Raw genomic sequence first — 26,090 nt, 5'->3', positions numbered from 1 at the left:
AAGGAGGCGGCTTTTTTTGGATATAGCTTCATTTACAGCAATGATACGTGTTGTTGCCGCCCGTTTTCTTTACCCCGGAAACAGCATTCACCTTACATTTGCCAAATGATACGGTTTGACAGATTTACTTTAGCAAACGAACTGCGCGTGATCGTGCACCAGGATACGGCAACCCCCACTGTGGTAATGAATATTTTATACGATGTGGGCGCACGGGACGAAGTGCCGGAGCAAACGGGTTTTGCCCACCTGTTTGAGCACCTGATGTTTGGCGGATCGGTAAACATCCCCGAATACGACGAACCCCTGCAACTGGCCGGGGGCGAGAACAATGCATATACCTCCAACGATCTTACGAATTATTACATCCAGATCCCCAAAGAAAATATTGCAACCGCCTTTTGGCTCGAAAGCGACCGGATGCTTTCCCTGGCGTTCAGCGAAAAAAGCCTGGAAGTGCAACGCAAAGTGGTATGTGAAGAATTTAAGGAACATTACCTGGAAAAGCCCTATGGTGATGTATGGTTTAAGCTGCGCGAACTGGCTTATAAACAGCACCCCTATCGCTGGATGACCATTGGTAAAGAACTGTCCCATATTGAAAATGCACAACTGGATGACGTAAAAAATTTCTTTTTTAAACACTACCGCCCCAACAATGCGGTAATGGTTGTTGCCGGTAATATTACCACGGAAGAAGTAAAAGCCCTGGCCGAAGAATGGTTTGGCGACATCCCGGCGGGAGCCCCCAAAAAACGGGAACTTCCGGCGGAGCAGCCTCAAACGGAAGCAAGAAAAGAAACGGTTACCGCCGATGTGCCGCTGGATGCCTTTTATAAATGCTGGCATATTGGCGACCGCCTGAGCCCGGAATATTACGTAGCCGACCTGCTCACCGATATTTTGGGTGGCGGAGAATCTTCCCGCCTGTTTGAAAAACTGGTAAAAGAGCAGCAGCTTTTTGTAAACATCCAGTGCTATCATATGGGCAGCATCGACCCGGGCATCATCTGCATCGAGGGAAAACTGGTAAAAGGAATTGATATGAAGGCAGCAGAAGCTGCCGTGGAAACCATACTGCGGCAGATAAAAGAAACGCCCATCCAGGAAACAGAACTACAGAAGGTAAAGAACAAAACGGAAAGTATGATGGCTTTTGAAGACATGAGCCTCCTGAACCGTGCCAACAGCCTGGCTTTTTACGAGCTACTGGGCGATGCCGGCATGATGAATACGGAGCTGGAGCGGTACAATGCCGTTACCACACAAGCCATCCAGGAAACCGCGCAAAAGATCTTCCGGGAGGAAAACAGCAGCACTTTATATTATTATGCAAAAAACTAAACGGCCTTTTTCCCAAACGCCAGTTTGGTTATCGCATTTTTATTATGCCGGGCCAGGTATACTTTAATGGCCTTTTCCAAATCGGTACTTTTTACAGATGTGTTCCGGAGTGGCTTCTGTATGGAGCGACCGATATTTCCATCCCAATAATCCATAACAAGATATTCCTGTTTTCCTTTCCTGCTCTCAAACACATCTCCATCCTCCAGGTAAATTTGTGTTACCCGGTTCCACGGAATGCGCCCGTTTGTTTTATCCTGGTATCCGGCTTCCGCAACGGTAAAAAACTCCGTTGGTTTAAAAAACTTATACAGCTCGTATAACGCAATACCGGCAAACAGTACCGCAACAAGCTGGAGCGAAACAGAAGGTGCAGCAGGATTTTTCTCTTTTTGAAAATACCACCATACAGGTATGGCCAATGCAAAAACAACAAACTGAATCATATAATTAAGCTTTGATCCGGACACCGTTACCTCCGGTGGAATACCCGGATCATCTCCCGTTTCCACTACCAGGTTTCGGCTGTTCTTTCTGCTTTCCAGAATATTTTTTAGTTGTTCGCGGTCGCTGCCCGACATCCAGGTCCATTTTCCCGGCAGTTCATTTTTCCCGAATATTAATTTTTTCCGGCCCCGCCGCAATAACTCTTCCAGGTCGTCCACCTCCCCGTAGGCCCATAGCCGCCACTTATTGAATTTGTACGATCCGATCAGTATTGCAGCAATCAACAGTACCAGCACACCAGCAATGGCCCATCCGTCTGGCAATTGATATTTCTCCGCCAAAAAGATCAGGAGCGCAATGCCTCCAAAAAAGATAAAAAACGGCCAAATTAAAATACGGTCAGCTTTTTTTAATACAAAAGCAACAGGTTGGTAACTCATAAGATTGATTCGTAATTAAAGCAGGCATTGCCACTTTATACAAAGATATCATCTCCGGTTTAAGAGCCAAATGTATAATTACTACCAATAGGAAATTCCAGCAGGTCGATAAACACCGACTGTTTATTGAATTTGGTTACCTTATCCCTGGCCACGATATAGCTGCGATGGATCCGTGTAAATTTATCGGCCGGCAGCAGCTGCATGATTTCATTGATGGTAATGCGGCTCATGATTTTTTTATTCTTCAAAACCACGTTCAGGTAATTGCCCGCAGCCTCTATATAAAGGATTTCATTCAACATCACCCGTACCTGCTCATAACCATCCTTTAAAAATAGGGCATCTATTTCCTGGTTTTTATTATTCTTCAGTGAAAACAATTCCTGCGCCTTGGTACAGGCCTTTATAAACCGCGCCAGGGAAAAGGGCTTTAGCAGGTAGTCTACGGCATTTACTTCGAAACCCTCTACCGCATGCTCGGTATAAGCCGTGGTAAAAATGATCATGGGTGGGTTGGCCAGGCTTTTAGACAGTTCAATACCGCTGATATCCGGCATTTTAATATCCAGGAAGATTAAATCTATTTTATTTTTCTGCAGGTAATCAATCGCCTCAAATGCATTGGTAAAGCAGCCTTCCAGATTTATAAAAGGCACTTTGGTTGCCAGGTTTTTGATCACCTCCAATGCCATGGGTTCGTCATCTATTGCAATTGCATTCACGGGAAATGTGCTTGTTTTATTGCCGGTTTACCAGGAGCATGTGCACCGGCGTGTTATTATTGATTTAAAACCGATTCGATCTGCTTATAAAGCGCTTCTTTATCACTCGGTTGTTTGGCTTTTGCTACTACCAGCTTTCCTTCTTTATCAAAAATAAAATATTGGGGATAATATTCGCTTTTGTCTTCCGCATTTTCAAGCAGCTCTTTCCAAAAAGGCGCCATTTGCGCCCGGTTCTTCCTCAAATGGGTGCCGGTTAGCGCATTCACTTTAATAAATTCTTTCCATGTGGCGTCCCTTTCCGCTTCATCCATATCCAGGTACACAAAGGCCACTGCCTTGTCCTTGAAATGTGCCTTTAACTGGGGCGTAAATTTCAGTTCGCGCTTACAGGGTCCGCACCAGGTGCCCCATACATCCAGGTAAACGACCTTTCCTTTCAGCGCATCAATAACCGGGTAAATGGAAGATAGGGTATCGTAGTTGGCCAGGATCTGTATTGCCCTATTATTCCGGTTCTGTTCCAGCAATTCCTCCAGTTTTCCTATTTTATTTTTTAACAGGGGATAATAGGTGCTGGCTGGATAGGTTTTTTTCAATGCCTCCAGTAATCCACCGGCATACTTCAGGTCTTTATCGGCGGTGGCCGTAAATACCTGCTGCGCCAGGTAGGCCTCGGCCACTGCGGCGCTATTGGTATTTTTTACGGCCAGCCAGTTGATATAGGTTTTTCCTATCTTCCGGATCAACACCGTTCCGCTATCCAGGCTGATATGGTAATATCGGAGCGGTTCATTTGTTTTATTGCCGGAAGCTTTCAAATGGCTCATGGCATCGGATTCGAGATACCCGTTATAATCGTTCACAAACCAGTAATAAAACGGACCGGGTTGTGCAACAGCAGATACCGGGGAAACCTGCTGATACAGTAATTTGAAAAACCCGGTCAACTGCTTCATGTTCATAAAATCCCGTGCAAACTCTACGGACCGGCAGTAAGCGGCGGAGCGGGTTTCCTGGATAAACAGTTGTTTTAAGCGTGGTGAGAGGGCTGTTTTTTCAATGACCGCTGTTTTTTCCTGTACGCGCTGCATCCAGGGCCGGATATAGGTATTATAAATTTCATCCGGAGCAATTTCCAACAGGGAGTCCCGGGGCGGCGGAGCCGTTAAAAAACCCGGATACTCCATTACATCGGCGCCAAACAATACCTGGTTCTCTTTAAGCAGCGTACCACCCACCGGTGTTACAGCGTCACCGGCCTTCCGGTTACCGATCTGCAGCGATTGCCCGGGCCGCGCATACACCAATACCGCTTTCTGGTCATAGGCTATCCGTACCAGTTTTTCCTTATCCAGCGGAAACCGGATATCAAAACGGCCATCTGCTTTTACCGGTACCGCCCGTTCCTGTGCAAAAAAATCATACACAAACGGCACCTGTATTGTTATCTCCGGCTTTTTCAGTCCCTCAATCCGTCCGCTCAGGCGAAACTGTGCCCGGGCCGGCACCAGGATCAGCACCAGCAATACCACTTTAATAAACTTCATGATTCTTATTATAAATTGATGGTCAGGTGTACAAAAAAGTCTTTGGCTGTCTGGCGGATCACCAGCTCGTGCCGGTCCGGGTATTCCAGTTGCAGGCGTTCTTTCACATTGGGCAGCCCGATACCGCTCTTTAATTTTTCCGGGTCGCCGTCCGGCTTCAGGTGAATGCTGTTCTGTACGTCGAAGTACAACAGGTTATCCTGTGTATGAAGCGCAATGGTGATATAAGAATGCTCTTTCAGGCTGATGCCGTGCTTGAATGCATTTTCCACGAAGGGGATCAGCAGCATCGGGGAGATCTGAAGACCGGATGCCGGTTCATCGATCTTTACCTGGATGAGGATATCCGGAGAGTTAACGGTACGTAATTTTTGCAGGTCGATATAATTTTTCAGGTATTCTACCTCGCGTACCAGTAAGATCTTGTCCTGTACATTTTCATGCAGCATGAACCGCATCATATCGCCCAGCTTCTGAATGCCCTCGCCGGTACGGTCGGCATGCTCCTGCAGGGCTGTTCCATACAGGGTATTGAGCGCATTGAAGAGGAAATGGGGGTTGATCTGCGACCGCAGAAAGCTTACGTTGGCCTGGGAAGAACCAAGCGCGGTTTTCAGTCCCAGCTTTTCTTTCTGGTTTTTATAGATCCACCATGCCAGCGGAACCACCAGGAGTATGGTCCATAATAGCAACAATATGTAAACCCCCGGAAAAGGCATACCACCATCACTTATAGCTTTACAAAATACCGTTGCAATGAAGTTGACCAGGAGAATGACAGGTACAACGCGCGATAAATAATACCCGCTCCGGGGGTTTTTCACTGGCATCCCGGGAATAAGCACGTAAATATGAATGTACAGCACCAGCAGCGCATAAGGCAACACCACCGCCCACAGGATCACCGCAAAGGGGGCGGCGTTATTGGCCGTAAGCATGATCAGGATAATGAACCATGCCAAAACACTCATGCCGATAAAAAGAAACCGGGAGCCATTTTTTTCCTTTAGTTTCCGCCGCAGCCGCGGACTGAATACCAGCTCTTTCAATCCATAATAAATCAGGTAAAAAAGGTAGCCGATGGCCGCCGCGGCAAATCCTTGTACGAAAAAAGTAGCGGTCACATCCCTTTCGGTCGGATAAGAATCATCGCCATACCTCCAGGCAAAAACATAGGTAAAGCAAACGGACAGGCCTATGGCCAGCAGGAGATAGGTACAGACCAATAGCGTAATTTTAAAAAAACCCCGTGCTTTTACTTCCACATATTGGGTAAGGAATAAAAAAACGACGTAGCTGATGAGTACGATCGCTATCAGGGGCTGCAGGTAATTGGTATAAAAACTATAGGAGATGTGATTTTCCGTAAACTGATGCCGGTCATATGAATAGTTCCGGTTGGTGGCGATGATGAAGATAAAAAGGCCCGCTACCAGGGTGGCGATCAGGACCTCTATTTTCTGAAAAATACTTCTTGCTTTCATAATACAAGATTAATACAGATGCGGCATTGGATATTTACAATTGTTACGGAATTGGCATTTTTTGGGGCGAATTTTTCGTTTTTCGCCGGTTTTTGATAAATCCGGCAGGATACCTCCTGTTGCGTTGCCCCTGGCCGGCAGCAGGAGGAGACCCGTTGCCCGGTAGCACGTATAAACGAAAACAACGACTTCCGGTGCCACCGGAAACGAACGCCGCCCGAATTGCCCGGCAGCCAAAAAATATGTAGCAACTTTTTTTTCTACAAAAAACAGTGCTGCAAAATTGTAACAATTTTTTTCCAAATGCGCGGCCCTGCTACATTTTGCACGGAAACGGCTGCTCCAAAGGCCATTTGCTTTACTGGCAACACGCCGCTTCAGGAGGGCACAGCAGCCTCATTTCCTTAAACTCTTTCTTGTTTGTAAATTTGTAGGGCATGGATTACATAAAAGAATACCGGCAATTTGTAAGCAGCTACTATTTCAACGAGGCGGTACGGATCACTGTGGGCATCACCCTTCCCTCCGTTATCCTGAACTTTTTCGGGATGCTGGAAATCGGCCTCATCGCCTCGCTGGGAGCCATGGCAGTGAGTGCCGCGGATATTCCCGGTCCTATCCGGGAGCGGCGCAACGGCATGTTAGCCGCCCTGGCACTGATCTTCCTGGTAGACCTCATCACCGGCTTTGCCCATATAAACCCTTTTATTACGGCCTTCGTTATCCTGTCGTTTAGCTTTTCCCTCGGCATGCTGGGCGTATACAACGCCCGCACCAATGCCATCGGCTTTGCCGGGTTGCTTATTATGGTGCTTACCCTTTACCACAAAGCCACGGGCTGGAACGTGGTACTGGACGGCATCTACCTTTTATGCGGCGGTCTTTGGTATATTGGTTTAAGTTTGGCCCTGCATGGCGTACGTCCTTATAAAGTAATTCAGCAGGCGCTGGGCGACTCCATCGTTTCCATAGCTGATTACCTTAAAACCCGCTCTTATTTTTATACCGAAGGCGTTAATTACGATAAAACCTATAAAAACCTGATGCAGCAGCAGCAAAAAGTACAGGATAAACAGATCCTGGTACGGGAAATGCTGTTTAAAAGCCGCAACATCGTAAAATCTACCACCCTTACCGGCCGCGGCCTGCTGGTGATCTTTGTAGAATCGGTAGACCTTTTTGAAAAGGCCAATGCCACGTTTTACAATTACGAGTCCATGCACAAGCGGTTTGATGGCGCCAATATCCTGCCGCATTTCCAGAAAGTGATCCTCGGTATGGTAGACGAGCTCTACGAAATAGGTGTTTCGGTACAGGAAGGCCGGCGCTCCCGGGTATCTAAAAGTCTGAATGATGAACTACGAAACCTGAAGCAACATTTTGAACGCTTTGTGGCCACCCATCGCAATGCCGAAAACCTGGAAGCCCTGATCAATATGCGCAAGATCATGCAGTCGATCGAAGACATGATCCTCCGTATCTATACCCTGCATCATTATACCCGGTACGACCGGAAGAAGGTAAAAGAATACCGCCTTTCTGACAACTACGAATCCTTCCTGGAAAAAACGGATCTCGACAGCGACCTGATCCGGGAAAACCTTTCCCTGCAGTCCAATACCTTCCGGCATGCCTTGCGCCTGAGCCTGGCCATGACCCTGGGGTATATTACTGCGCATCTTTTAAAGCTCGAATACAGCTACTGGATCCTGCTCACCACCCTCGTGATCTTAAAGCCCACTTATAGTGTTACCAAACAGCGCAACTACCAGCGGGTACTGGGTACCATCATCGGTGCCATGGGAGGCATCGGGCTGCTTTTCCTGATCCAGACGGGCACCGGCCGGTTTGCCGCCATGATCCTTTTAATGATTGCTACCTACAGCTTTATGCGTACCCGCTACCTGGTAAGCGTTACGTTTATGACCGCTTATGTGCTGATCATGTTCTTTTTGCTGGACAGCCGCAACTTTCATGTGGTGATCGAGCAGCGGATTCTGGATACCCTCATTGGCTCCGTACTCGCTTTTCTTACCACATACATCATCCCCTCCTGGGAGAAAAAACAGGTAAAAAGCTATATGGCGGCCGCCCTGGAAAAAACCCGCATTTACTTTGAAACCGTTTCCAGCGCCTATGTAAAAAACGAGCCCACATCCGACTACAAGCTCAGCCGCAAGGAAGCATTTGTAGCCCAGGCCAACCTTTCGGGCACGTTTTCGCGGATGCTCAGCGAGCCCAAAAGCAAGCAAAAGAATATTAAGACCATTCACCAGTTTGTAGTGATGATCTTTACCATCAACTCGCATATTGCCACCCTGGCCCATTACTCCCGCCAGTTTGCGGCCAAATACCGCTCCTACAATTTCCTGCCCATCATCGAAAACACCATCCATGAACTGGAAAACACCGCCGGCATGCTTTCAGATGAAGACGTAACTCAACCCGCGGCCCATATGGACACCCAATCACTGAAAACTGCTGTAAAAGAACTCCTGGAAAAACGGAGGCATGAAATTCAGCAGGGCTTGCTGGACACCGAAACCAAGATCACCCTTAATGAATTAAAGCCCATCATTGACCAGTTTTTGCTGATCAGCCGGGCCTCCGGCGACCTGAACAAACTGGCTGAAGAAATTACGGGGTTCAAAAAAACAGGTGAAGAAGAAAAAGTGCCCGTGGAATCGCTTTCTGCTGCAGGGTAATTTTTGGCCACAGATTCACAGACAGGTACAGATTCTTAAAACTTCTATGCAATCCGCGGCATCGGCGCGTCATTTCTCCACCATATTTATTCACAAAAACGTTGAGGGTCCTCACGGAGTTACCGACAGGTACAAAAAACAAAACCCTTCTGTGCAATCCGCGGCATTAGCGTGTCATACCTCCAGCCATATTTATCCACGAAATCTCTGAGCCGCCCCACAAACATCGGAATTCGTAAATGATCATCGGCCAAGGATCCGTAAATTTGCGGCTCTTCAGGATTTTGGAAAATAAGCAGCTACATATAGCATTGGTGGGCAATCCCAACAGCGGGAAAAGCTCCTTGTTCAATTCGCTTACGGGGTTAAGCCAAAAAGTGGGAAACTTTCCGGGTGTAACCGTAGATAAAAAGACAGGAACTTCTAAAATTGGTCAATCTACTGCCAAAATCATCGATCTTCCCGGAACCTACAGTTTATACCCCCGCCGGCTGGATGAAGAAGTGGCCTATAAAGTGATCCTCAACCAGGATAAAGACCTGAAGGCCGACGTGATCGTAGTGGTGGCCGATGCCAGCAACCTCAAACGTAATTTATTGTTTTGCAGTCAGATCATTGACCTGAAGCGCCCTGTTGTGATGGCGCTTACAATGATGGATCTTGCCCGTAAAAAAGGCATTCACATCAATATCAATGAAATGGAACGGGAGCTGGGGATTCCCATCGTGGCGGTAAATCCGCGCAAAAACAAGGGGATCGACCACCTTAAAAAAGCCATCGAACTGGTTTCCGGCAACCTCTTTAAGGCCCCGGTACATAATTTTATTGATGTGGAAGCGCTGGCCCCCCAGGCCATTGCCGGTGTGCAGCAGCTGGTGCCCGGCATCAGTTCCTACGAAGGCGTGCATTACCTCATCAACCACGAAACCTTCACCCTGCCGGATGCCCTGCAGGAACAGATTGAGCAAACGGAGATCGACCATCATTTCAATCCCACCAAAACCCAGGCCGAAGAAATACTGCAACGGTACCAACGCATTGGGATGGTGATGAACGGATCGGTTACCCTGCCGGATCCCAATAAAAAATCGATCCTTACCGATAAACTGGACAATATCTTCCTCCACCGCGTTTGGGGCTATTTTATCTTATTAGCGGTGTTGTTCCTGATGTTCCAGTGCGTATTCCTCATCGCATCCTACCCGATGGACTGGATCGAATCCGGCACTGCTGCCTTCAGCGGCTGGCTGAGCAATATACTCCCGGAAAACAATTTCTCCGACCTTTTAATCAACGGGATCATTGCCGGTTTGGGGGGCATCGTCATCTTTGTGCCCCAGATCATGATCCTCTTTGGCCTCATTACCCTGCTGGAAGATACCGGCTATATGGCCCGCATCAGTTTTTTAACGGACCGGGTTATGCGCAGTGTGGGGCTCAACGGTAAAAGCGTAATGCCCATGATCAGCGGTTTTGCCTGCGCGGTACCTGCCATTATGAGCGCCCGCGCTATTGAGAACCGCAAGGAACGGCTGCTCACCATTTTAATTACCCCGCTCATGAGCTGCTCCGCCCGGCTGCCGGTATACGTTATCCTGGTAGGCCTGGTCATTCCCAAAACCTATTTCCTGGGATTCATCAGTCTTCAGGGGTTGATGATGATGGGCCTCTACCTTCTGGGCGTCGTATTTGCCCTGCTGGTATCCTATGTGGCCAAGTTCTTTATAAAAAATAAGGAGAAGAGCTATTTCATCCTGGAGCTACCCGTATACAGAGCTCCGCGCTGGAAGAACGCCCTGGAAACCATGATCGAAAAAGCCAGGATCTTTGTGGTGCAGGCCGGGAAGATCATCATGATCATCAGCATCATCCTCTGGTTCCTCAGTTCCTTCGGGCCCAAGGAACGCATGCATGCAGTACAGCAGGAATACGAAACCGCCCTGGCCAAACCCAATGCGGATACCGTACTGGTGGAAGAAACCCGGGCAGCCGCCAAGCTGGAAAACTCCTATGCCGGCATTATGGGTAAAACCATTGAACCGGTGATTCACCCGCTGGGCTTCGACTGGAAGATCGGTATTGCCCTGGTAACTTCCTTTGCTGCCCGCGAGGTGTTTGTAGGCACCATGGCCACCCTGTACAGCGTGGAAGATGACGGCGGCGCCAATATGGCCCTGCGTGACAAAATGGATAAAGCCACTTTTGAAGACGGAACAAAGGTTTTTACAGTGGCAACAGGAGTGTCCCTGCTCATCTTTTATGTATTCGCCATGCTTTGCATGAGTACCCTCGCCATCGTAAAACGCGAAACCGGTTCCTGGAAATGGCCCCTCATCCAGCTGGCCTATATGACCGGACTGGCTTATGGTCTTAGCTTTATCGTTTATCAGCTGTTGAAATAATTTTTTTCCGGGGCTCCCGGCGGTGTTACATCCGTCAGCTGCAGTCCGCCGCCCGGCTTCAATCTTTGCGCAGGGCTGCACGGCCGGGCCGGCAAAGGATTTGCGCCTAAGCGGCGCAGCCCTTCAGCTTTTGTGCAGCGGGCGCGGTGACCATTGCAGCCGCAACAGCATACAGGCATCCGCAATGGAAAATCGTTACCACAGTTTGCCCACTACCCAAAAGCGGCCACCCATAACAACAATCTAAGTTTGCGGTGAATTTGCTACTTTCGGCGTTTATACATTCTTTCTGTTTTATAAATATTCCAATACATGCGGTCTTTACTTTTTATCGGTCTTTGTTTTATCGGCTCCGCCATTGCAGCCCAGCCCAAAAAAGATTCCACAAAGCCGGCTTCTGCCAAATGGGACGTAAACAATCCTCCCGGACAATCCTATAAGGAGGTATCTTTTTCTGTAAGCGAAGGTACCTGGATGAACCTGGATGTATCTCCCAAAGGAGATGAGATCGTATTTGACCTGCTGGGCGATATTTACAGCATGCCCATAAAAGGCGGAACGGCCCGGGTGCTTCGTCAGGGACTTGCCTACGAAGTACAGCCGCGTTTTAGCCCCGATGGCAAAAAGATTCTTTTTACGTCTGATGCGGGCGGAGGCGACAATATCTGGGTAATGGACCGCGACGGCCGCAATGTCCGGCAGGTGACCAAGGAAAATTTCCGGCTGCTGAACAATGCCGTATGGTCGCCGGAAGGCAATTACCTGATCGCCCGCAAGCATTTTACAGCAGGCCGCTCGCTGGGAGCCGGAGAAATATGGATGTACCACATCAACGGCGGCGATGGCATCCAGCTCACCAAACGCAAGAACGACCAGCAGGATGTGAATGAGCCCTCGGTTTCGCCGGACGGGCGCTATATCTATTATAGTGAGGACATGTATCCCGGCGGTTATTTTCAATACAATAAAGACCCCAACAACCAGATCTATGTGATCAACCGCTATGACCGCGAAAAAGGCGAAACGGAAACCATCACCGGTGGTGGTGGCAGCGCCTTCCGCCCCCAGGTATCACCCGACGGCAAAACACTGGCCTTTGTCAGAAGGGTACGCACCAGAACCGTATTGTACCTGCGTAACATCAGCACCGGCGAGGAATGGCCGGTTTATGACAAGCTCAGCAAGGATCAGCAGGAAGCCTGGGCCATCTTTGGTGTATACACCGGTTTTGCATGGATGCCGGATGGAAAAGAAATTGTGATCTGGGCCAACGGCAAGCTGAACCGGGTACCGGTAAGCGGTAGCAATACCGCCACTGAAATACCGTTTACCTGCAATGTGACACAAAAAGTTACAGACGCCGTTCGCATCAAACAAAACCTCAATAAAGACCAGGACTCCACCCATGTGCTCCGGAACCTGGTTACAGCCCCCAATGGTAAATTTATTGTGTACAATGCACTGGGATCATTGTGGAAACAGGACCTGCCCGGCGGCAAGGCCACCCGTCTCACCAAATCGGATGATATCGAAGATCAGCCTGCTTTTTCAAAAGACGGCCGCTGGCTCACCTATATCAGCTGGAACGACAGCTCCATGGGAAGCATTTATATCATGGATCTTACAAAAGGTAGCTCTCGCAAACTGAATATTGAAAAAGGCATTTACTCAGCGCCCGCTTTTAGTCCCGATGCAAAGACCATTATATATACCAAAGAAGGCGGGGATAATGTACTGGGCAACGCCTTTAATACCAACACCGGTATCTATACCGTAGATGCAGCCGGTGCCACACAGCCGGTACGCATTGTTGAAAGCGGCAGTGCGCCTTACTTTGATGCCACCGGGGACCATATCTATTTTCAAAGAGGCAAGAACCTGGTTACCTGTAAAAAAGATGGTACCGAAGAAAAAACAGCAGCTACCAGCAACTACGGCAGCCAGTATATCCTGTCGCCGGATGGCAACTGGCTGGCCTTTGTAGACCTGCATAAAGTGTATATCGCCGCTTTTCCCAAAACAGGAAAAACACTGGAAATTGCCGGTGGTTCCAATACCGTGCCGGTACAGCTGGTAGCCAAAGATGCCGGGTACAACCTGCACTGGAATGCCAATAGCCGGGAGCTGCATTATAACCTGGGCAATGAATATTTTACCATTCCGCTACAACAGTATTTTAAATTCCTGAATGAAAAAGATACCAGCACCGTGCCGGCGGTGGCAAAAGGCATTGCAGTGGGGGTTTCCTATACTACCGATAAACCTAAAGGGCTGATTGCTTTTACCAACGCGCGCATCATTACCATGAATGGCAACGCCATTATTGAAAAAGGAACCGTACTGGTGGAAGGCAATTTATTAAAAGCCGTGGGTGCCGGTAACGAAGTAACCATTCCTGCGGGCGCAAAAGTCATTGATTGTGCCGGCAAAACCATCCTGCCCGGTTTTGTAGATGCCCATGCTCATGGAAATCATTTCCGCAGCGGCATTACGCCACAAAAGCACTGGCCCTATTATACCAACCTTGCCTTTGGCGTAACCACCATGCACGACCCCTCTGCCAACAGCGAGCTGGTATTTGCCCAAAGCGAAATGCAAAAAGCCGGCAAAATGGTGGGGCCACGGGTGTTTAGTACCGGAACGGTATTGTATGGTGCCGACGGAAGCTTTAAGGCCGTGATCAATTCGCTGGATGATGCCCGCAGTGCCATTCGCAGAACAAAGGCCTTTGGGGCATTTTCTGTAAAAAGCTATAACCAGCCCCGCCGGGAGCAAAACCAGCAAATTATTGCGGCGGCAAAAGAACTGGGGGTACTGGTGGTACCGGAGGGTGGTTCCTTCTTCTACCACAATATGGCCATGATCAACGATGGGCATACCACCATTGAGCACAACCTTCCCATTGCCGTATTACAGGATGATGTGATCCAGTTGTGGAAACGCGCCGGCACCGCATACACACCCACGTTGATCGTAAACTATGGTTCTGTTTCCGGTGAGTATTACTGGTACCAGCATACCCCTGTATGGGAAAATGAAAAACTGCTCAAATACACACCCCGCGCGGTTATTGATCAGCGCAGCCGGCACCGCACCATGCTGCCGGAAGAAGAATATGAGAACGGGCATATCCTTACCTCCAAAAGTGTTAAGAAGCTCAACGACGCCGGTGTAACTGTTAATATGGGCGCTCACGGGCAAATCCAGGGTATTGGTGCGCATTGGGAAATATGGATGATGGCCCAGGGTGGTATGACCCCGCTGCAGGCGCTGCAAACGGCAACCATTAACTCCGCCCGGAGCCTTGGCCTGGATGATTGGATCGGATCGCTGCAGGCAGGAAAACTGGCCGACCTGGTGATCATGGATGCCAACCCGCTGGAAAATATCCGCAATACCGAATCGATAAAATATGTAATGGTAAACGGACGCTTATATGATACCGGAACCATGAATGAGATCGGTAACTACAACCATCCGCGAAGCCGGTTTTACTGGGAGCTGGGAAGAAGAAGTGAAGCCTTTAACTGGCAGGACGGCGGCGGCACGCAGGAAATGGATACGGATTAGCGGATAGCTATCGGCATTCAGGCTTCAGCCTTCAGCTATCAGCGCTCAGCAGCCAGTGCCTTCTGTCAAAGACCTGTCTGAAAGCTGATCGCTGACGTCTGACATCTGAAAGCTGACAGCTGGTAACTGGTAGCTAATCACTGACGGCTGCGGATCAGGTCCATCGCTGCTTCCATCGGTTTGTCTATACCCCTGGCCAGTTCATCTATGGTCATTATTACCGGTAGATCCGGCAGCGTTCCCTTTCCAACGTTCATTTCCGGATCCACCGCTGTAAAGTATTGCTGCAACGGCACAGTGAGCACCATTTTTGAAGGGCGGAGGTTGATGCCCGGCATAATACCACTGTTGTTTCCCTGGAACCCGCCACCGGTTTCCGTCCCCACAAAAACAGCCTTCCTGTTATAACTTAATACACTGGCAACATCTGCGCAGGACGACATACAGAATCCATTGATCAGTACATACACGTTTCCTTTATACGCGTTTTCAGATGGATATTGCTGTTCATAAAAATCAAAATCCCGCACCCGCTTGCCCTTCTGCCACAGCCAGGTACTGTCTTTTTTTACCGGCTTCCGGTACCAGATGCCCGCCAGTCCGCGGATCTTACCCGCCACCTTTTCCGTTACCTCTATCCGGTACCAGTACCGGTAAGGTTTGTCAAAAAAGAACCGGGTAAAATACGCAGCATTGGCATCTGATCCGCCGGTATTGTAACGCAGGTCAACAATCAGATCCGGGATGCCTTTTGCGTTTAATGCCGCAAAGGCTCTGTCAATAAACACCTTAAAATTTTGATCCCCTTTCCGTATCAGTGAATTTGCAAACGTATGTATGGTAAGCACACCCGTGTTACCGGTTATATTAAATTCAAGCTGCCTGGGATAATGCAGTTCCCGGAGAAAACCATCCTGCTCTATATTTTTTTTCTGGGCTGCGGGAAGAACATAAACCGAAGGAATACCGTTATGTTTAATAGTTACGGTAAAAGTATCCGCCACTTCAATAATGGACCGGTACCACAATGGAAACATGTGGTATAGTGCCAGGTATTTCATGGTTTGATTGTACCCGTCTGAAGGTATTGCGGCAAGCAGCTGCCGCAGCACATCCGGCATAGGCCGGCCATTGATCGCCATGATTTCATCCCCCGCAACAATTCCGTTGTTCGTTGTATAATTCTTTACCACAAATGCCCGTTCTCCCGTACCGTATACCTGAAGGGGCAGCAGGTTGGGCGTTTTATTCAGGAGCCCCTTATAATTTACAGCCGTAACAAGGTCTGTATGCAGGCATCCGATGCGGCTTACCAATGGCTTAAGCTTCCGATACAGTTCCAGCTCGGTCAATGGCGCCTGTACGGTAGCCTTAATGGAATCCAGATACCGGTCAAAGTCCTCGCGGGTATGATATCGGTAAACGCCGGGCTGAAAAGACCGGAGCGCATCGGCAGCTTCCTGTATCATGCGGATACATTGCTCAGGAGTATATTTTTTTGTAAGTATCTGCTGTCCCAACAAAGAACTGGTCATCAGGATTAAAAACAGCAACAGCGATGTTTTGGCCATTTTTTTCCAAATATAATTTTGGAAACCCTAAAAAAGATGTTAATCATCACTTGCCACGCCGGTGGAACAGGAACGGATAAAATGCTGAAAGCTAAATGCTAAAAGCTGAAGGCCAAAAGCTGAAGGCTGAATGCCCACCGCTACCACTCCGGCAAGGCCCGCCACCTCCGGATTACCGCCGTATACACCATCATAAAAAGAAATCCCAGTGCCAGCAGCACATAGTTCCAGTATACGCCCAATACTTCTAAAATAGTATCCCGAGATCCGCTGTACCCGTTCGCAGACATGCTGTGGTAATAATCCCGCTGGTGTAATGAAATGATCAGCAGGATCAGCAGGAAATAAGGAACAATGCCCACCAGGGATATGTTGATCAGGATCCCCTGTATGGATTTTCTTCGGAGCCGGAATATGGGTACACTGCCCAACAGGATCATCGTGCCCACCACAAACACCAGGTACGCAATTGTTTTTTCTCCCTCCCGGCCATTGGCCAGTCCCAGCATTAAAATGATCAGCGCAATGAGGATGCCGATCACAGCAGCCGTAATACCCGAAAACAACAGCAGGCGCAGATTGGTGATGCGGAAAGCAAAAAGAATGCAGGCCAGCGCAAAAGCCACCCAAATGGCCACATATATAATCAAATCAAATACCGAAAAATCAAGCACCCGTTCAATTCCCGTAAACAACCGGCTCAGATCATATGCATCAAAGCAGTAGTTAATTTTATGCTTTATATAATACGGATCGCTGTCCCCGCCTGCCACCGCTGTGGCTGCATCAACAGCAACTGCGGTGGCCACCGCGGTATCCGACGGGTTCGGGGAGAACGCCTCCACGCTGGAATTGCTGATAAAATAAGTGACTTTAAAATCCTGCGGATGATACATCAGCTCAAACCATCTACTGGCGGTAAGGTTGGTGCTGATCTTAAATACCCTGGAAAATTCCAGGAAACCGCTCAATAGTTTTTTAATTTCTTCCGGGCGGTTTCTTTGCAACAAATCATATACGTTTTTATTAATATCCCTCCAACGACCTTCTTCATCGTAGGCAGGCGCTTCTTCACCCGGGTAACGGGTAATATCCCCGCCAAAATGCCGCCGGCTATAGTTGTAAAAAGACGGTACCGTATTTACCAGGCCCGAAACATCCGCTACCGCGTCCTTGTAATATATGGTCAGCAGGCTATCCGCCAGTAGTTCCCGGTTGATCTCACGTTCATCCGCTGGCGCCGCATCCAGCTGCCGGATCACTTTTTTCCCAATTGAGTAAAACTGGTATTCATCCTTATCACGTGTAAGATAGGGTTTCGAAAAGTCGATGTTCCGCTCATCCGTTTCGCAGTAAAGCGTATCAAAAGGAGCAGGATACCGCTTATTGTTAATGGTGTAGGCATCCATGCTAAAAGGAAGGAAGGCCGCGGCCAGGTTGGCCTGTTCCCGCTTTGTTTTTAACCAGGAGGTCGGGTAATGCTGCGCTACAAATTGTTTGTATCCTGCAATGTAAGAAATGTAGAACGTGGTGGCAACAGCAAACACCAGGAAGTAGATAAAAAAACTTCCAAACAAATGTCTTTTCCGGGTAGGGTAAAAATTCTTGAACACATTGTTGCGGAACAATACCAGCAACCAAACCACCAGTATTAATACAGAAATAACGATGCTTAAAAGCAATGCCCCGTTTTCGATAAAGAGCTCCGGTGCATTGTACCGCTTAAATAATTCCGTATTCCGGAATGTATAGTACCCAAACAGGTAAAAACAGCCGTGCACCAGGGCACAACTGATGAGCATCCAGTATAGCCTTGTATTCCAGAGCAGGGGATAACGCTCCAGGAAATAATGATTCACACGTTGTATAAAATTTTTCATTTGTTGTATTTTATCGCAGGATTGCTGTTCCGGCTCAGGACATAAAAAGCCGGCGGGTAGAAGAAGAAATATCGCGGATGTAAACCAGCTGGCACTGGCTTTTTCCCAATGTCTCCAGCACGCTCAAAAAAGAGGTTCCGGGTTTAAAATAAGCGATGTACACACCGCCATTATAATGCAGCCGGTCCAGCGGCAAGGTTTCCAGTACCGCCTGCAAGGTGGCCCTGGGGCTGTTGCAATCCATTTCCACAACCAGTGCGGCATCTGCCGGGTCAGCTCCGGTTTCGGGGCCTTGGGTCTCCACCGGCACACCATTGCGCAGAAAAATCACCCGGTTCGATACTTTTTCCACCTCGTACAATTGCTGGGAGCTAAGGATCAGTGCAATGGGATGACTAACAGAGTTGGCTATGGATCTAAGATCTTCCAGGATCACCTGCTGGGCTACAATGTCCAGGTTGGCCAGTGGTTCATCCAGCAACAGCAGCTCGGGCTTTCGCAGCAAGGTGCGGGCCAGCTCAAAGCGCATTTTATACCCCGAGGACAGTTCATTCCATTTAAGGTGGCGATATTTCCACAAACCCAGCCGTGCGATCATCATCAGCACCCTTGTTTCATTTTCTGAAGCCGGCACCCCATAAGCCGTTAATACCAGTTTAAGATTGTCTTTAAGGCTTCCATACCAGCGTTGGGTACGCTGTGGTATATACACCAGTTTGGTACGCAGGTCATAAGCACTCCCGGCCGGGTGCCGGAAATGAAACCGGAGGCTGCCGCTGTTGCAGGCAAGGTCCTTTGCCAGGATCCGCAATAAGGTGGTCTTTCCGTTTCCGTTCTCTCCTACCAGCCCGTATACCGCTCCTTTCCGGATACTCAATGAAACGGGCCCCAGCGCAAAGGTTCCTCGGCCGTAATTTTTCCGGATCTCCGTTGCCTCCACTACCGGCTCGGCCGCTTCGTACTCGGTTATGGGGATCCGGCTGATCGTATCCAGCAACTGGCGGCATTTCTGTATAAACAGTTCCTGCGCCCCATCCTGTTGCTCGTTCCAGTCAGTAAGCGCGATGGCCTCCCGGTAAATCGCCATATCCTGTGTATCCATGGCCAGGTCCATCAGTTTCCGGAAACCGGGTACGGTGTCGTTGTTGGTAAAAAATGCAGCCGCTTCTAGTATGTGTGTTTGTGTTTTTCCCATATTCATTGTTGCAGCAGTAGGCTGTTATCCGCTAAAATAGATCGTTACCGGCATTTTTCCAATGCCCGGTTGCTAAAAAAAATAAAAAGCCTGAATGCCCTAAAACGCCCTGGTTATGGTGCGTTAACCGGTATCAAAAAAATCCGGCGCATTTTAAAAACCGGGCCGGAATCCTTTTGCGTACATATGGCTCCTTGCGGCCCTGTTGTAATACGTACGAAGTTCCCTTAAAACACCACCCGGTACCAGGAAGGCTTAGGCACACATCCCCCGTAATGTTATTGATTTAGCTCCTTATTTCGCTTCTTTATATACGGTTACCACGTTATCCTTTTCCAACGTAGCCTCATCGGTCTTTACCTTCCAGGTAAGTTTGCCGTTTGTATAGGTAGTAGCGCCTTTTTCTTTTTCACCCTTCATCAGCTTAATGGTTTCCCCATTGATCGTTAGCTCCGCCACACCCATATTTCCCGAATCGTGGTAAACGGCAGTAATGGTTTCGCCCTTATCGTTGGTGTACTTTTTTTCGTTTTTGTCCACCCCCGGTGCCGCTGTACCACTGCTGTCTACATTTGCCGTATTAACAACTACGCTATCTGCAGGATTTGTAATCGGTGTCATGGAGGGAAGTGTTTGCGAATCGCCCGCTGGCGGTGTCGTTGTGCTTTCTGCGGAAGGATTGTTATTACATGCCACTACTATTGCCAAAGCCGCAGCCATCATCACATGTTGTTTTTTCATGTTGCTTACTTTTTGTTGAAAAAAATCCACAGGCATGCTGATTTCAGCAGCGAGCGCCCAGGTAACTATTCCGTTAGCTAATATACAAGAATCATTCCTGAACACAACAACAGCCTGTAATGAACCTTTTATAATGAAATCAACCATAGGAATAAAAATTTGGCGCAGCAGCCGCATTCCTTTTAATTGCTCCTGCACTACCGGCGGGTCCGGCAACTATCCGTACCTTTGGCCTTAAAATTTTTTTATCCCATGAAATTGCTGTTTTTCTCAGTTGCAACCGTACTGCTGGTAGCCTGTGGAGAAGGAAACCGTACTGCTGCTGAAGCGGGCGACGGACCACAAACACAGGCCGACAGTCTTTTACAGGCCGTTATTGACGGGCATGATGTAGCGATGCCAAAAATGAAAAAGCTGGAACGGCTGATGAACGAATCAAAGGCCGCCATCGACTCTCTTGGCAAATTGCCGCCGGCCGCCCAAAAACAACAGGCCGCTTTAAAAACAAAACTGGAAGATGCACTGGCAGATCTTACCAACGCCGATAAAACCATGCATGATTGGATGAATGGGTTCAGATATGATTCGCTGAAAGATAATGAGCCCGAACGTATCAGATACCTGCAGGATCAGAAAGCAAAGGTGGATGTGATGAAGGATGCGGTACTCAACAGTATCAGCAAGGCCGAGGGTGTATTAGGCAGCAAATAAAAAAAGGTCCGGCTAAACCGGACCTCTATATCTTTTACTCGAAGGCTTCCTGCTCTTTGCGTTGCCGCTCCAGCACCTTGTCGATCTGCTCGCCCAGGGCAGCCGAAATATCCGCTACCGTGCCTTCGCCGGGGATGGCCTTAAATTTATGTTGTGCTTTGTAATGTTCTGCAACAGGAGCTGTTTCATTTTGGTAAACAGCAAAGCGGTTGCGGATCACTGCTTCATTGGTATCATCCGAACGGCCGGAGGTTTTGCCTCTTTCCAGCAGGCGTTTCACCAGTTCTTCTTCCGTTACTTCCAGCGCCAGTACACTATGAATAGCGGTACGTTTCAGTTCCAGCAATTTATCCAGGGCCTTGGCCTGGTTGGCCGTACGCGGAAAACCGTCAAACAAAAAGCCACCCGCATCTTTATGGAGCTCCAGGCAGTTATCGATCATACCGATCACTACTTCATCCGGCACCAGCTGTCCCTTGTCCATAAAATTCTTCGCCTCAATACCCAGGGGGGTTTTATCGGCGATCTCTGAACGCAGCAGGTTTCCGGTAGAAAGATGTACCAAACCGTACTTTGACACCAACAGGTCAGATTGTGTTCCTTTACCGCTACCGGGAGGACCGAATAAGATTAAATTAAACATTTACGCTTTTCTTTTAAAGTGTTGCCAACAAATATAACAAAGCTTGGGCAAAAACGGCGTATTGGGGAAATTTATTAAAAATTGTTTAAACTCCTATTCACCTATTTTAGGAGTACAATACACCGTTCAAAAGGTGGCCTTTTATACAGCATCACATTATAGATATTCATAATCAAACGATTATTGCCACAACCGGAGCTATAGATATGTCTCTTTATTGCTTTAAGCCCCCGGTTAGCCGATAAGCGCAGGTCGCCAACAGCAAACAAATCCGCTTCCGCCATTCATAAAAAGGGCCCGGATAGTTGCATCTATCCGGGCCCTTCGCTCATTGATCATCCGATGACCACAAGCGATTTTCCGCCTGATTATCGCTTCCGGAGATCTCCATAATAAAAATCTGACGGGTCCGATACCTTATACAGACCTCCCAGGATTTTGCCTCCAGAGCCTGCACTCGCCACCCAATCTATTTTGAAAGGGCCGCTGCGGATCCATTGATCAAAACTTCCAATCTGGTCAATCCTGGATGTCCAGTTACTGCTTGTTCCGTTCAATACCGGCGCATAGTCGGCAAGCGTTAAAACGCCATCTTTTAATACATAACTAAACGATAAAGCTGCCTGGAAAGCGGTGGTTCCCGACTTGTACCGGATCTCCAAAAGCCCCTGCGTACTGTTTGAGAAAACGATCCTGACTGAATCAATCGATCTTGATGAAGCAACAAAGCGGCTGACCATTCCGTTAAATACACTGTTAAAGCCGGAGGTTACGCCGGCTGGAAGCGTAGCGCTGCCAATCAGTATTGTATTATAGGTTTTGTTATAGGCAAACAATAACTTAAGGGGAATAACAGGCGTTGGGTTCTGAGACACGGTATATTCTTTTCCGCCTGCGTCGTACAGCTTCAACGTGCTTCCGGTCAATGCTCCTTTCTTAAATTGAATACCGTTCACCACCAGGCCTTCCGAAAAATTTATCCCACTTACATCAAAATTGAATTTTCCATCGATTGTTATAATGCTGTCCTTGGCATCGGCATATTGAAAGGAAAGACGTTTGTCGTCATTGACGATGAACGATATTTTATTGGGAAGCCCATCTATATTAATATAATTATTAAAATGATCTTCAAAATAGTCCTGTATAGCTTCCATCCGGTCTACCACCGTTCCCTGCTGGTAATCGGTTGCCTGCGCGGCTGTTGCTTTTACAAGATACAGGTAGTTCTGGTATTTTTTTCCCTGCAAAATCACCGAATCACCGCTTGAGCGGATGTACTCAAACTCAATATCACTCTTTAACCCGCTGCCGGCTTTACCGCCACTTACCTTCGGATCGGGGTCCTGCAATAAAGTGATATAATTGTACGTATCAAAAAGAAGGGCAGCGTTCATTACCCATTTCACCCGGTAAGTGGAGGTTTGCGATTGCGTGGCGGCATCTTCGCTTAAGTCGCCCATCATGGATACCTTTTCATCGGCACCAAACTTCATATAAAATCCATAACCGCCACCGGCCGTAGTAGTAAGCGATGCCATCCAGCCGTTTTCAGCCCCGGTTAATTTACCCCGCAGTTCGGCCAAACGCTCCATTATCCGCTCTTCGGGTAACCCTCCGTTTACGAGTGGTACCTCATTTTTCCGGCAGCCAGCCATCATTGCTGCCATCAGTAGAATAATAACGATCTTATTCATCTGTTAAAGTTTATTTTATTACCGGCGGGCCTGCCCGGGCAAACCCGCCATAAAGATTTATTTTAAAACAATTGGTCCGTATATATAATTCGACGCCGCTCCGCTTACATAAAATCCACCAAAGGTCCGGTATAACGGGCTGGATGATGGGAGGGTTGTTGGCAGCCAGGCTGCAACAAACGTGCGGTTGGTGAGGTACGGCAATATGTATTGCTCAAACGCGGGCAATACCTGCGAGTTTTGACCGTTACCATGCGAGCCGGTTGTACCCTCGGGTATCGCTTTCGTAAATATCACTTCCCCGGTAAGCGGTTTTATTGTCATCTTGAAATTATAGTCTGCAGAAAAAGCCGTACCCGCACTGTTGGTGTAATTGGCCCGGAAGATCATATTGGACGCATCCACAAACACGAACTGGATACTTTTCAAGGTCCGGCTACCCAGGGAGAACAAGGTGTTTTTATAATTATTATACACCGTTGTAAATGCGGCGGAACTACCATACGTTGTATAGTGGCTTGCCGCAGGATCATACGTGATACTGCTTACCTTATTATCCGACAGCCAGATGGGCAATGTTTGGGTAAGGTCTTCCGGATCCTTAACATTATAGGTTTCCTTCAACGCTTTTTGCACTTCGGCCTGCAATTCGTTAAAATCGATATTGAAATAGGTTTTTAAATAATTCTTCACCAACCGTTCCTTGTTTTGCAGTTTTGTTTTTGCCTCCAGGGAAGCGGTGTTTACATAGTTATTAAACCACACCTGGCCTTCCACCAGTAAGTGCGCTACCATTTCAGCAAAATCTTCTTTATAATCGCTCCGGGAGTAGCGGGACACAAAGCCCAGGGATTTGGCAACGGAGTCGGTATTGGCACTATTGGTCCAGTCGGCATCATAGTCGGCCTTGGTTACCTGTTCAAAATCCGGCGGTATCAATATATTCTGGTTCAGGATATGCGTGAATTCGTGGTGAATGGTGCGTATCTTCCTGCGTACCTGCTCCCCGTTGGAGAAGTTGATGTTATTCAATTCATACAGCACCACGCGCCGGCCGCCATCTGCCGTTCCCAGTGTAATGCTTCCGTTACTGTTGTAAGAGGGAGAGCCATACAATACAAATTGTTTGGGTGTCATTTTTTTGATGAACGTTTCCCCGGCGACTTTTCCGTAGGGTGTCAAAAAGATACGTCTTACGGCCTGCATTGTAGGCAATACTTTTCCCAGGTCGATGGGTGCAATGTCCAGACTGTAATCGGTAAGATTGCGCTCAAACCGGTACACCGTCTGAATATTATACGGGTTGGTAAGGCTATCCATCAGCCATTTGTCAATCACCGGATCTCCTACATAGGTATCGGCGTTGTATTTGGTAAGATCAATATCCAGGTTTTCATCGCTCTTGCGGCAGGCCGAAAAAAGCAGACTTAAAAGAAACAGATAATATAATTTTTTCATTGTTTTCAGTTTTTATCGGGGATTGGCTGCTACACCTGATAATTTAGCGTCCGGAGGTATTTGAAACATTCTCCGGTTATCGTCCGGCCCCAGCGTTTTGAAGGTTTCCGTGCCATCCGATGCAATAAAATTGTGCGATACCGTAAGCCGGTGCCGCAGGATATCCATCCACCGGATGCCTTCCTGCATAAATGCGATCTGCTTGGTTTCCAGTAATGCCTTAATCAGGGCCTCTTTATCATCCGCTGTATTAAAGAAGGCTTTTGCTTTTTCCACCGTAAGCGCATGTGTTGTGCTGTTATAATTAACAATGCGGGTACTGGCAAACGTGCTCAAATCGGCAATTCCCTGGGCAAACTGCCCTTTTTGGATATACGCCTCCGCTCTGTTCAGCAGGGCCTCATCCATGGTTAACAACGGCATCATGATATAGGGATACCCGATGCCCGCAGCCACGTTTGTATAATAGAAATACTCGTTATACTTGTTGGTAGTATAGTTGGGCGCCGTATAAACGCCATACCGGTTTCTGAAAGGCGCTCCAAATACCGTAACCTTATTGTACAGGTTCTTCTTTGTTTCTCCAAAACTGTAACGTGCGCCACCCGCCGCTTCAATGGAAGACGAGCCTCTCTGGAAATTAGAGTAGGTATTGGCCAGCAGCAGGTTCCAGGATTTATCCGCCTTCGTATATTCGATGCGATGCTCCGTATACGTAAGATTATACAGGGATCCGTTGTACTGCCGGATATTTTCTTTAAAATTATTTTCCGGTAAAATAGCCGATACATGCTGGATCACCTTATCCCAATCGCCCTTGAACAAATAAAACCGGGCAGCAAAAGCATTTGCCGCCTGCGGGTTGAAATGGTATTTGGGAACCTGCCACTGACCGCCACTCAGCAAGGGAAGACCTTCGGTAAGATCTTTTTCCAGATCTTCGTATACTGATGCCACCGTACCGCGCTCGTATAATTTAACTGCTACCGTTTCGGGTTCCTTTACATAAGGAATGCCCGGCGTATTATTGGTACCTCCCGGAACATAGGCTTTTGCAAAAAAGGTAACCAGCATAAAATGGGCATACGCTCTTGCAACCAGGGCCTCACCTTTATACTGGTTGGCCGCCGTTCCAAATTGGTTTTCCTCAATGGCAGCCAGGGCCTGGTTGGCACTGGCGATGGCCGCGTAAGCCGCATTCCAGTACTTGGTAGGCGATCCGTTGATATCATCGGTCATTTCGTTCCAGTTATATAAACTGGGAAAGGGTTCATTATTATAAGCCGCCAGTGCCGCAGATTTATCTTCCGCGTTATCGGATGCGGTTTCGGCAAAAGCCAGGTAATGCCGCTCAGGATAGGCCGTAACCAGCAACTGCGCCACCTTATCAAGGGTATTGATCTGCGTGCGCAGGTCGGGATCCTTATCTAAGAATTTTTTACAGGACACCAGCGCAATCATCAATATAAGCACTAATGTATATAGGATTCTTTTCATTTATTTCTTTTTATATTGCTACAATAATAC

At 48.1% G+C, this 26,090-nt stretch carries 17 protein-coding genes; 5 read left to right on the top strand and 12 right to left on the bottom strand.

What is annotated here, in order from left to right:
• The first annotated feature begins 105 nt into the window (after nt 1-105).
• Nucleotides 106-1,344 carry a M16 family metallopeptidase gene (locus LQ567_RS17745; RefSeq protein WP_231006839.1) on the top strand — a complete coding sequence of 413 codons (1,239 nt, stop codon included), beginning with the start codon at nt 106-108 and terminating at the stop codon, nt 1,342-1,344.
• Here the strand turns inward: LQ567_RS17745 and LQ567_RS17740 are convergent.
• The 4 genes from LQ567_RS17740 to LQ567_RS17725 are packed head-to-tail and all read right to left on the bottom strand — an operon-like array spanning nt 1,341 to nt 5,990.
• Nucleotides 1,341-2,231 (bottom strand): hypothetical protein, encoded by an 891-nt coding sequence (locus LQ567_RS17740; RefSeq protein WP_231006837.1) that lies wholly within the window; start codon nt 2,229-2,231, stop codon nt 1,341-1,343. The two genes, LQ567_RS17745 and LQ567_RS17740, sit on opposite strands and share 4 nt — an antisense overlap.
• A gap of 59 nt (nt 2,232-2,290) precedes the next feature.
• The gene (locus LQ567_RS26210) at nt 2,291-2,956 is read right to left on the bottom strand and encodes a LytR/AlgR family response regulator transcription factor (protein ID WP_231006835.1); all 666 of its coding nucleotides are present in this window, start codon (nt 2,954-2,956) and stop codon (nt 2,291-2,293) included.
• Nucleotides 2,957-3,012: 56 nt separating this feature from the next.
• On the bottom strand, nt 3,013-4,506 hold the full coding sequence (locus LQ567_RS17730; RefSeq protein ID WP_231006833.1) for a TlpA family protein disulfide reductase: 1,494 nt from the start codon (nt 4,504-4,506) through the stop codon (nt 3,013-3,015).
• Between the two features lie 8 nt (nt 4,507-4,514).
• The gene (locus tag LQ567_RS17725) at nt 4,515-5,990 is read right to left on the bottom strand and encodes a sensor histidine kinase (RefSeq protein WP_231006832.1); all 1,476 of its coding nucleotides are present in this window, start codon (nt 5,988-5,990) and stop codon (nt 4,515-4,517) included.
• A 437-nt stretch (nt 5,991-6,427) separates the two neighbouring features.
• Here LQ567_RS17725 and LQ567_RS17720 point away from each other — a divergent pair, with 437 nt between their 5' ends.
• The 3 genes from LQ567_RS17720 (at nt 6,428) to LQ567_RS17710 (ending at nt 14,667) form a co-directional block, all read left to right on the top strand.
• Nucleotides 6,428-8,695 (top strand): FUSC family protein, encoded by a 2,268-nt coding sequence (locus LQ567_RS17720; protein ID WP_231006822.1) that lies wholly within the window; start codon nt 6,428-6,430, stop codon nt 8,693-8,695.
• A gap of 239 nt (nt 8,696-8,934) precedes the next feature.
• Entirely contained in the window at nt 8,935-11,097 is a 2,163-nt protein-coding gene (feoB, locus tag LQ567_RS17715) for a ferrous iron transport protein B (protein ID WP_231006814.1), read from the top strand.
• A 312-nt stretch (nt 11,098-11,409) separates the two neighbouring features.
• Entirely contained in the window at nt 11,410-14,667 is a 3,258-nt protein-coding gene (locus LQ567_RS17710; RefSeq protein ID WP_231006805.1) for an amidohydrolase family protein, read from the top strand.
• 137 nt (nt 14,668-14,804) lie between these two features.
• On the opposite strand, the gene LQ567_RS17705 is transcribed toward LQ567_RS17710, so the two are convergent.
• The 4 genes from LQ567_RS17705 to LQ567_RS17690 form a co-directional block, all read right to left on the bottom strand.
• On the bottom strand, nt 14,805-16,238 hold the full coding sequence (locus tag LQ567_RS17705; RefSeq protein ID WP_231006791.1) for a S41 family peptidase: 1,434 nt from the start codon (nt 16,236-16,238) through the stop codon (nt 14,805-14,807).
• 140 nt (nt 16,239-16,378) lie between these two features.
• Nucleotides 16,379-18,118 (bottom strand): hypothetical protein, encoded by a 1,740-nt coding sequence (locus LQ567_RS17700; RefSeq protein WP_231006789.1) that lies wholly within the window; start codon nt 18,116-18,118, stop codon nt 16,379-16,381.
• A gap of 34 nt (nt 18,119-18,152) precedes the next feature.
• Nucleotides 18,153-19,313 carry an ATP-binding cassette domain-containing protein gene (locus tag LQ567_RS17695; protein WP_231006787.1) on the bottom strand — a complete coding sequence of 387 codons (1,161 nt, stop codon included), beginning with the start codon at nt 19,311-19,313 and terminating at the stop codon, nt 18,153-18,155.
• A 294-nt stretch (nt 19,314-19,607) separates the two neighbouring features.
• On the bottom strand, nt 19,608-20,054 hold the full coding sequence (locus tag LQ567_RS17690; RefSeq protein ID WP_231006777.1) for an MliC family protein: 447 nt from the start codon (nt 20,052-20,054) through the stop codon (nt 19,608-19,610).
• Nucleotides 20,055-20,306: 252 nt separating this feature from the next.
• Between LQ567_RS17690 and LQ567_RS17685 the strand changes: the two genes are divergently transcribed.
• Nucleotides 20,307-20,765, top strand: coding sequence for a viral A-type inclusion protein (locus LQ567_RS17685; RefSeq protein WP_231006775.1), 459 nt, complete (start codon nt 20,307-20,309; stop codon nt 20,763-20,765).
• Between the two features lie 34 nt (nt 20,766-20,799).
• On the opposite strand, the gene LQ567_RS17680 is transcribed toward LQ567_RS17685, so the two are convergent.
• The 4 genes from LQ567_RS17680 to LQ567_RS17665 all read right to left on the bottom strand — a co-directional run bounded on the left by LQ567_RS17680 (nt 20,800) and on the right by LQ567_RS17665 (nt 26,060).
• On the bottom strand, nt 20,800-21,408 hold the full coding sequence (locus LQ567_RS17680) for an adenylate kinase (RefSeq protein WP_231006773.1): 609 nt from the start codon (nt 21,406-21,408) through the stop codon (nt 20,800-20,802).
• A 368-nt stretch (nt 21,409-21,776) separates the two neighbouring features.
• Nucleotides 21,777-23,105 (bottom strand): DUF4302 domain-containing protein, encoded by a 1,329-nt coding sequence (locus LQ567_RS17675; RefSeq protein WP_231006772.1) that lies wholly within the window; start codon nt 23,103-23,105, stop codon nt 21,777-21,779.
• 57 nt (nt 23,106-23,162) lie between these two features.
• Nucleotides 23,163-24,563: a substrate import-associated zinc metallohydrolase lipoprotein gene (locus LQ567_RS17670; RefSeq protein WP_231006770.1), complete on the bottom strand. Its 1,401-nt coding sequence runs from the start codon at nt 24,561-24,563 to the stop codon at nt 23,163-23,165.
• A gap of 12 nt (nt 24,564-24,575) precedes the next feature.
• The gene (locus LQ567_RS17665; protein ID WP_231006767.1) at nt 24,576-26,060 is read right to left on the bottom strand and encodes a RagB/SusD family nutrient uptake outer membrane protein; all 1,485 of its coding nucleotides are present in this window, start codon (nt 26,058-26,060) and stop codon (nt 24,576-24,578) included.
• Nucleotides 26,061-26,090: the final 30 nt, after the last annotated feature.

The sequence above is a fragment of the Niabella pedocola genome (assembly GCF_021044425.1).
Classification (GTDB): Bacteria; Bacteroidota; Bacteroidia; order Chitinophagales; family Chitinophagaceae; genus Niabella; species Niabella pedocola.
The sequence above is the reverse complement of the archived record's forward strand: the minus strand, read 5'-3'. Positions and strand labels throughout refer to the sequence as shown.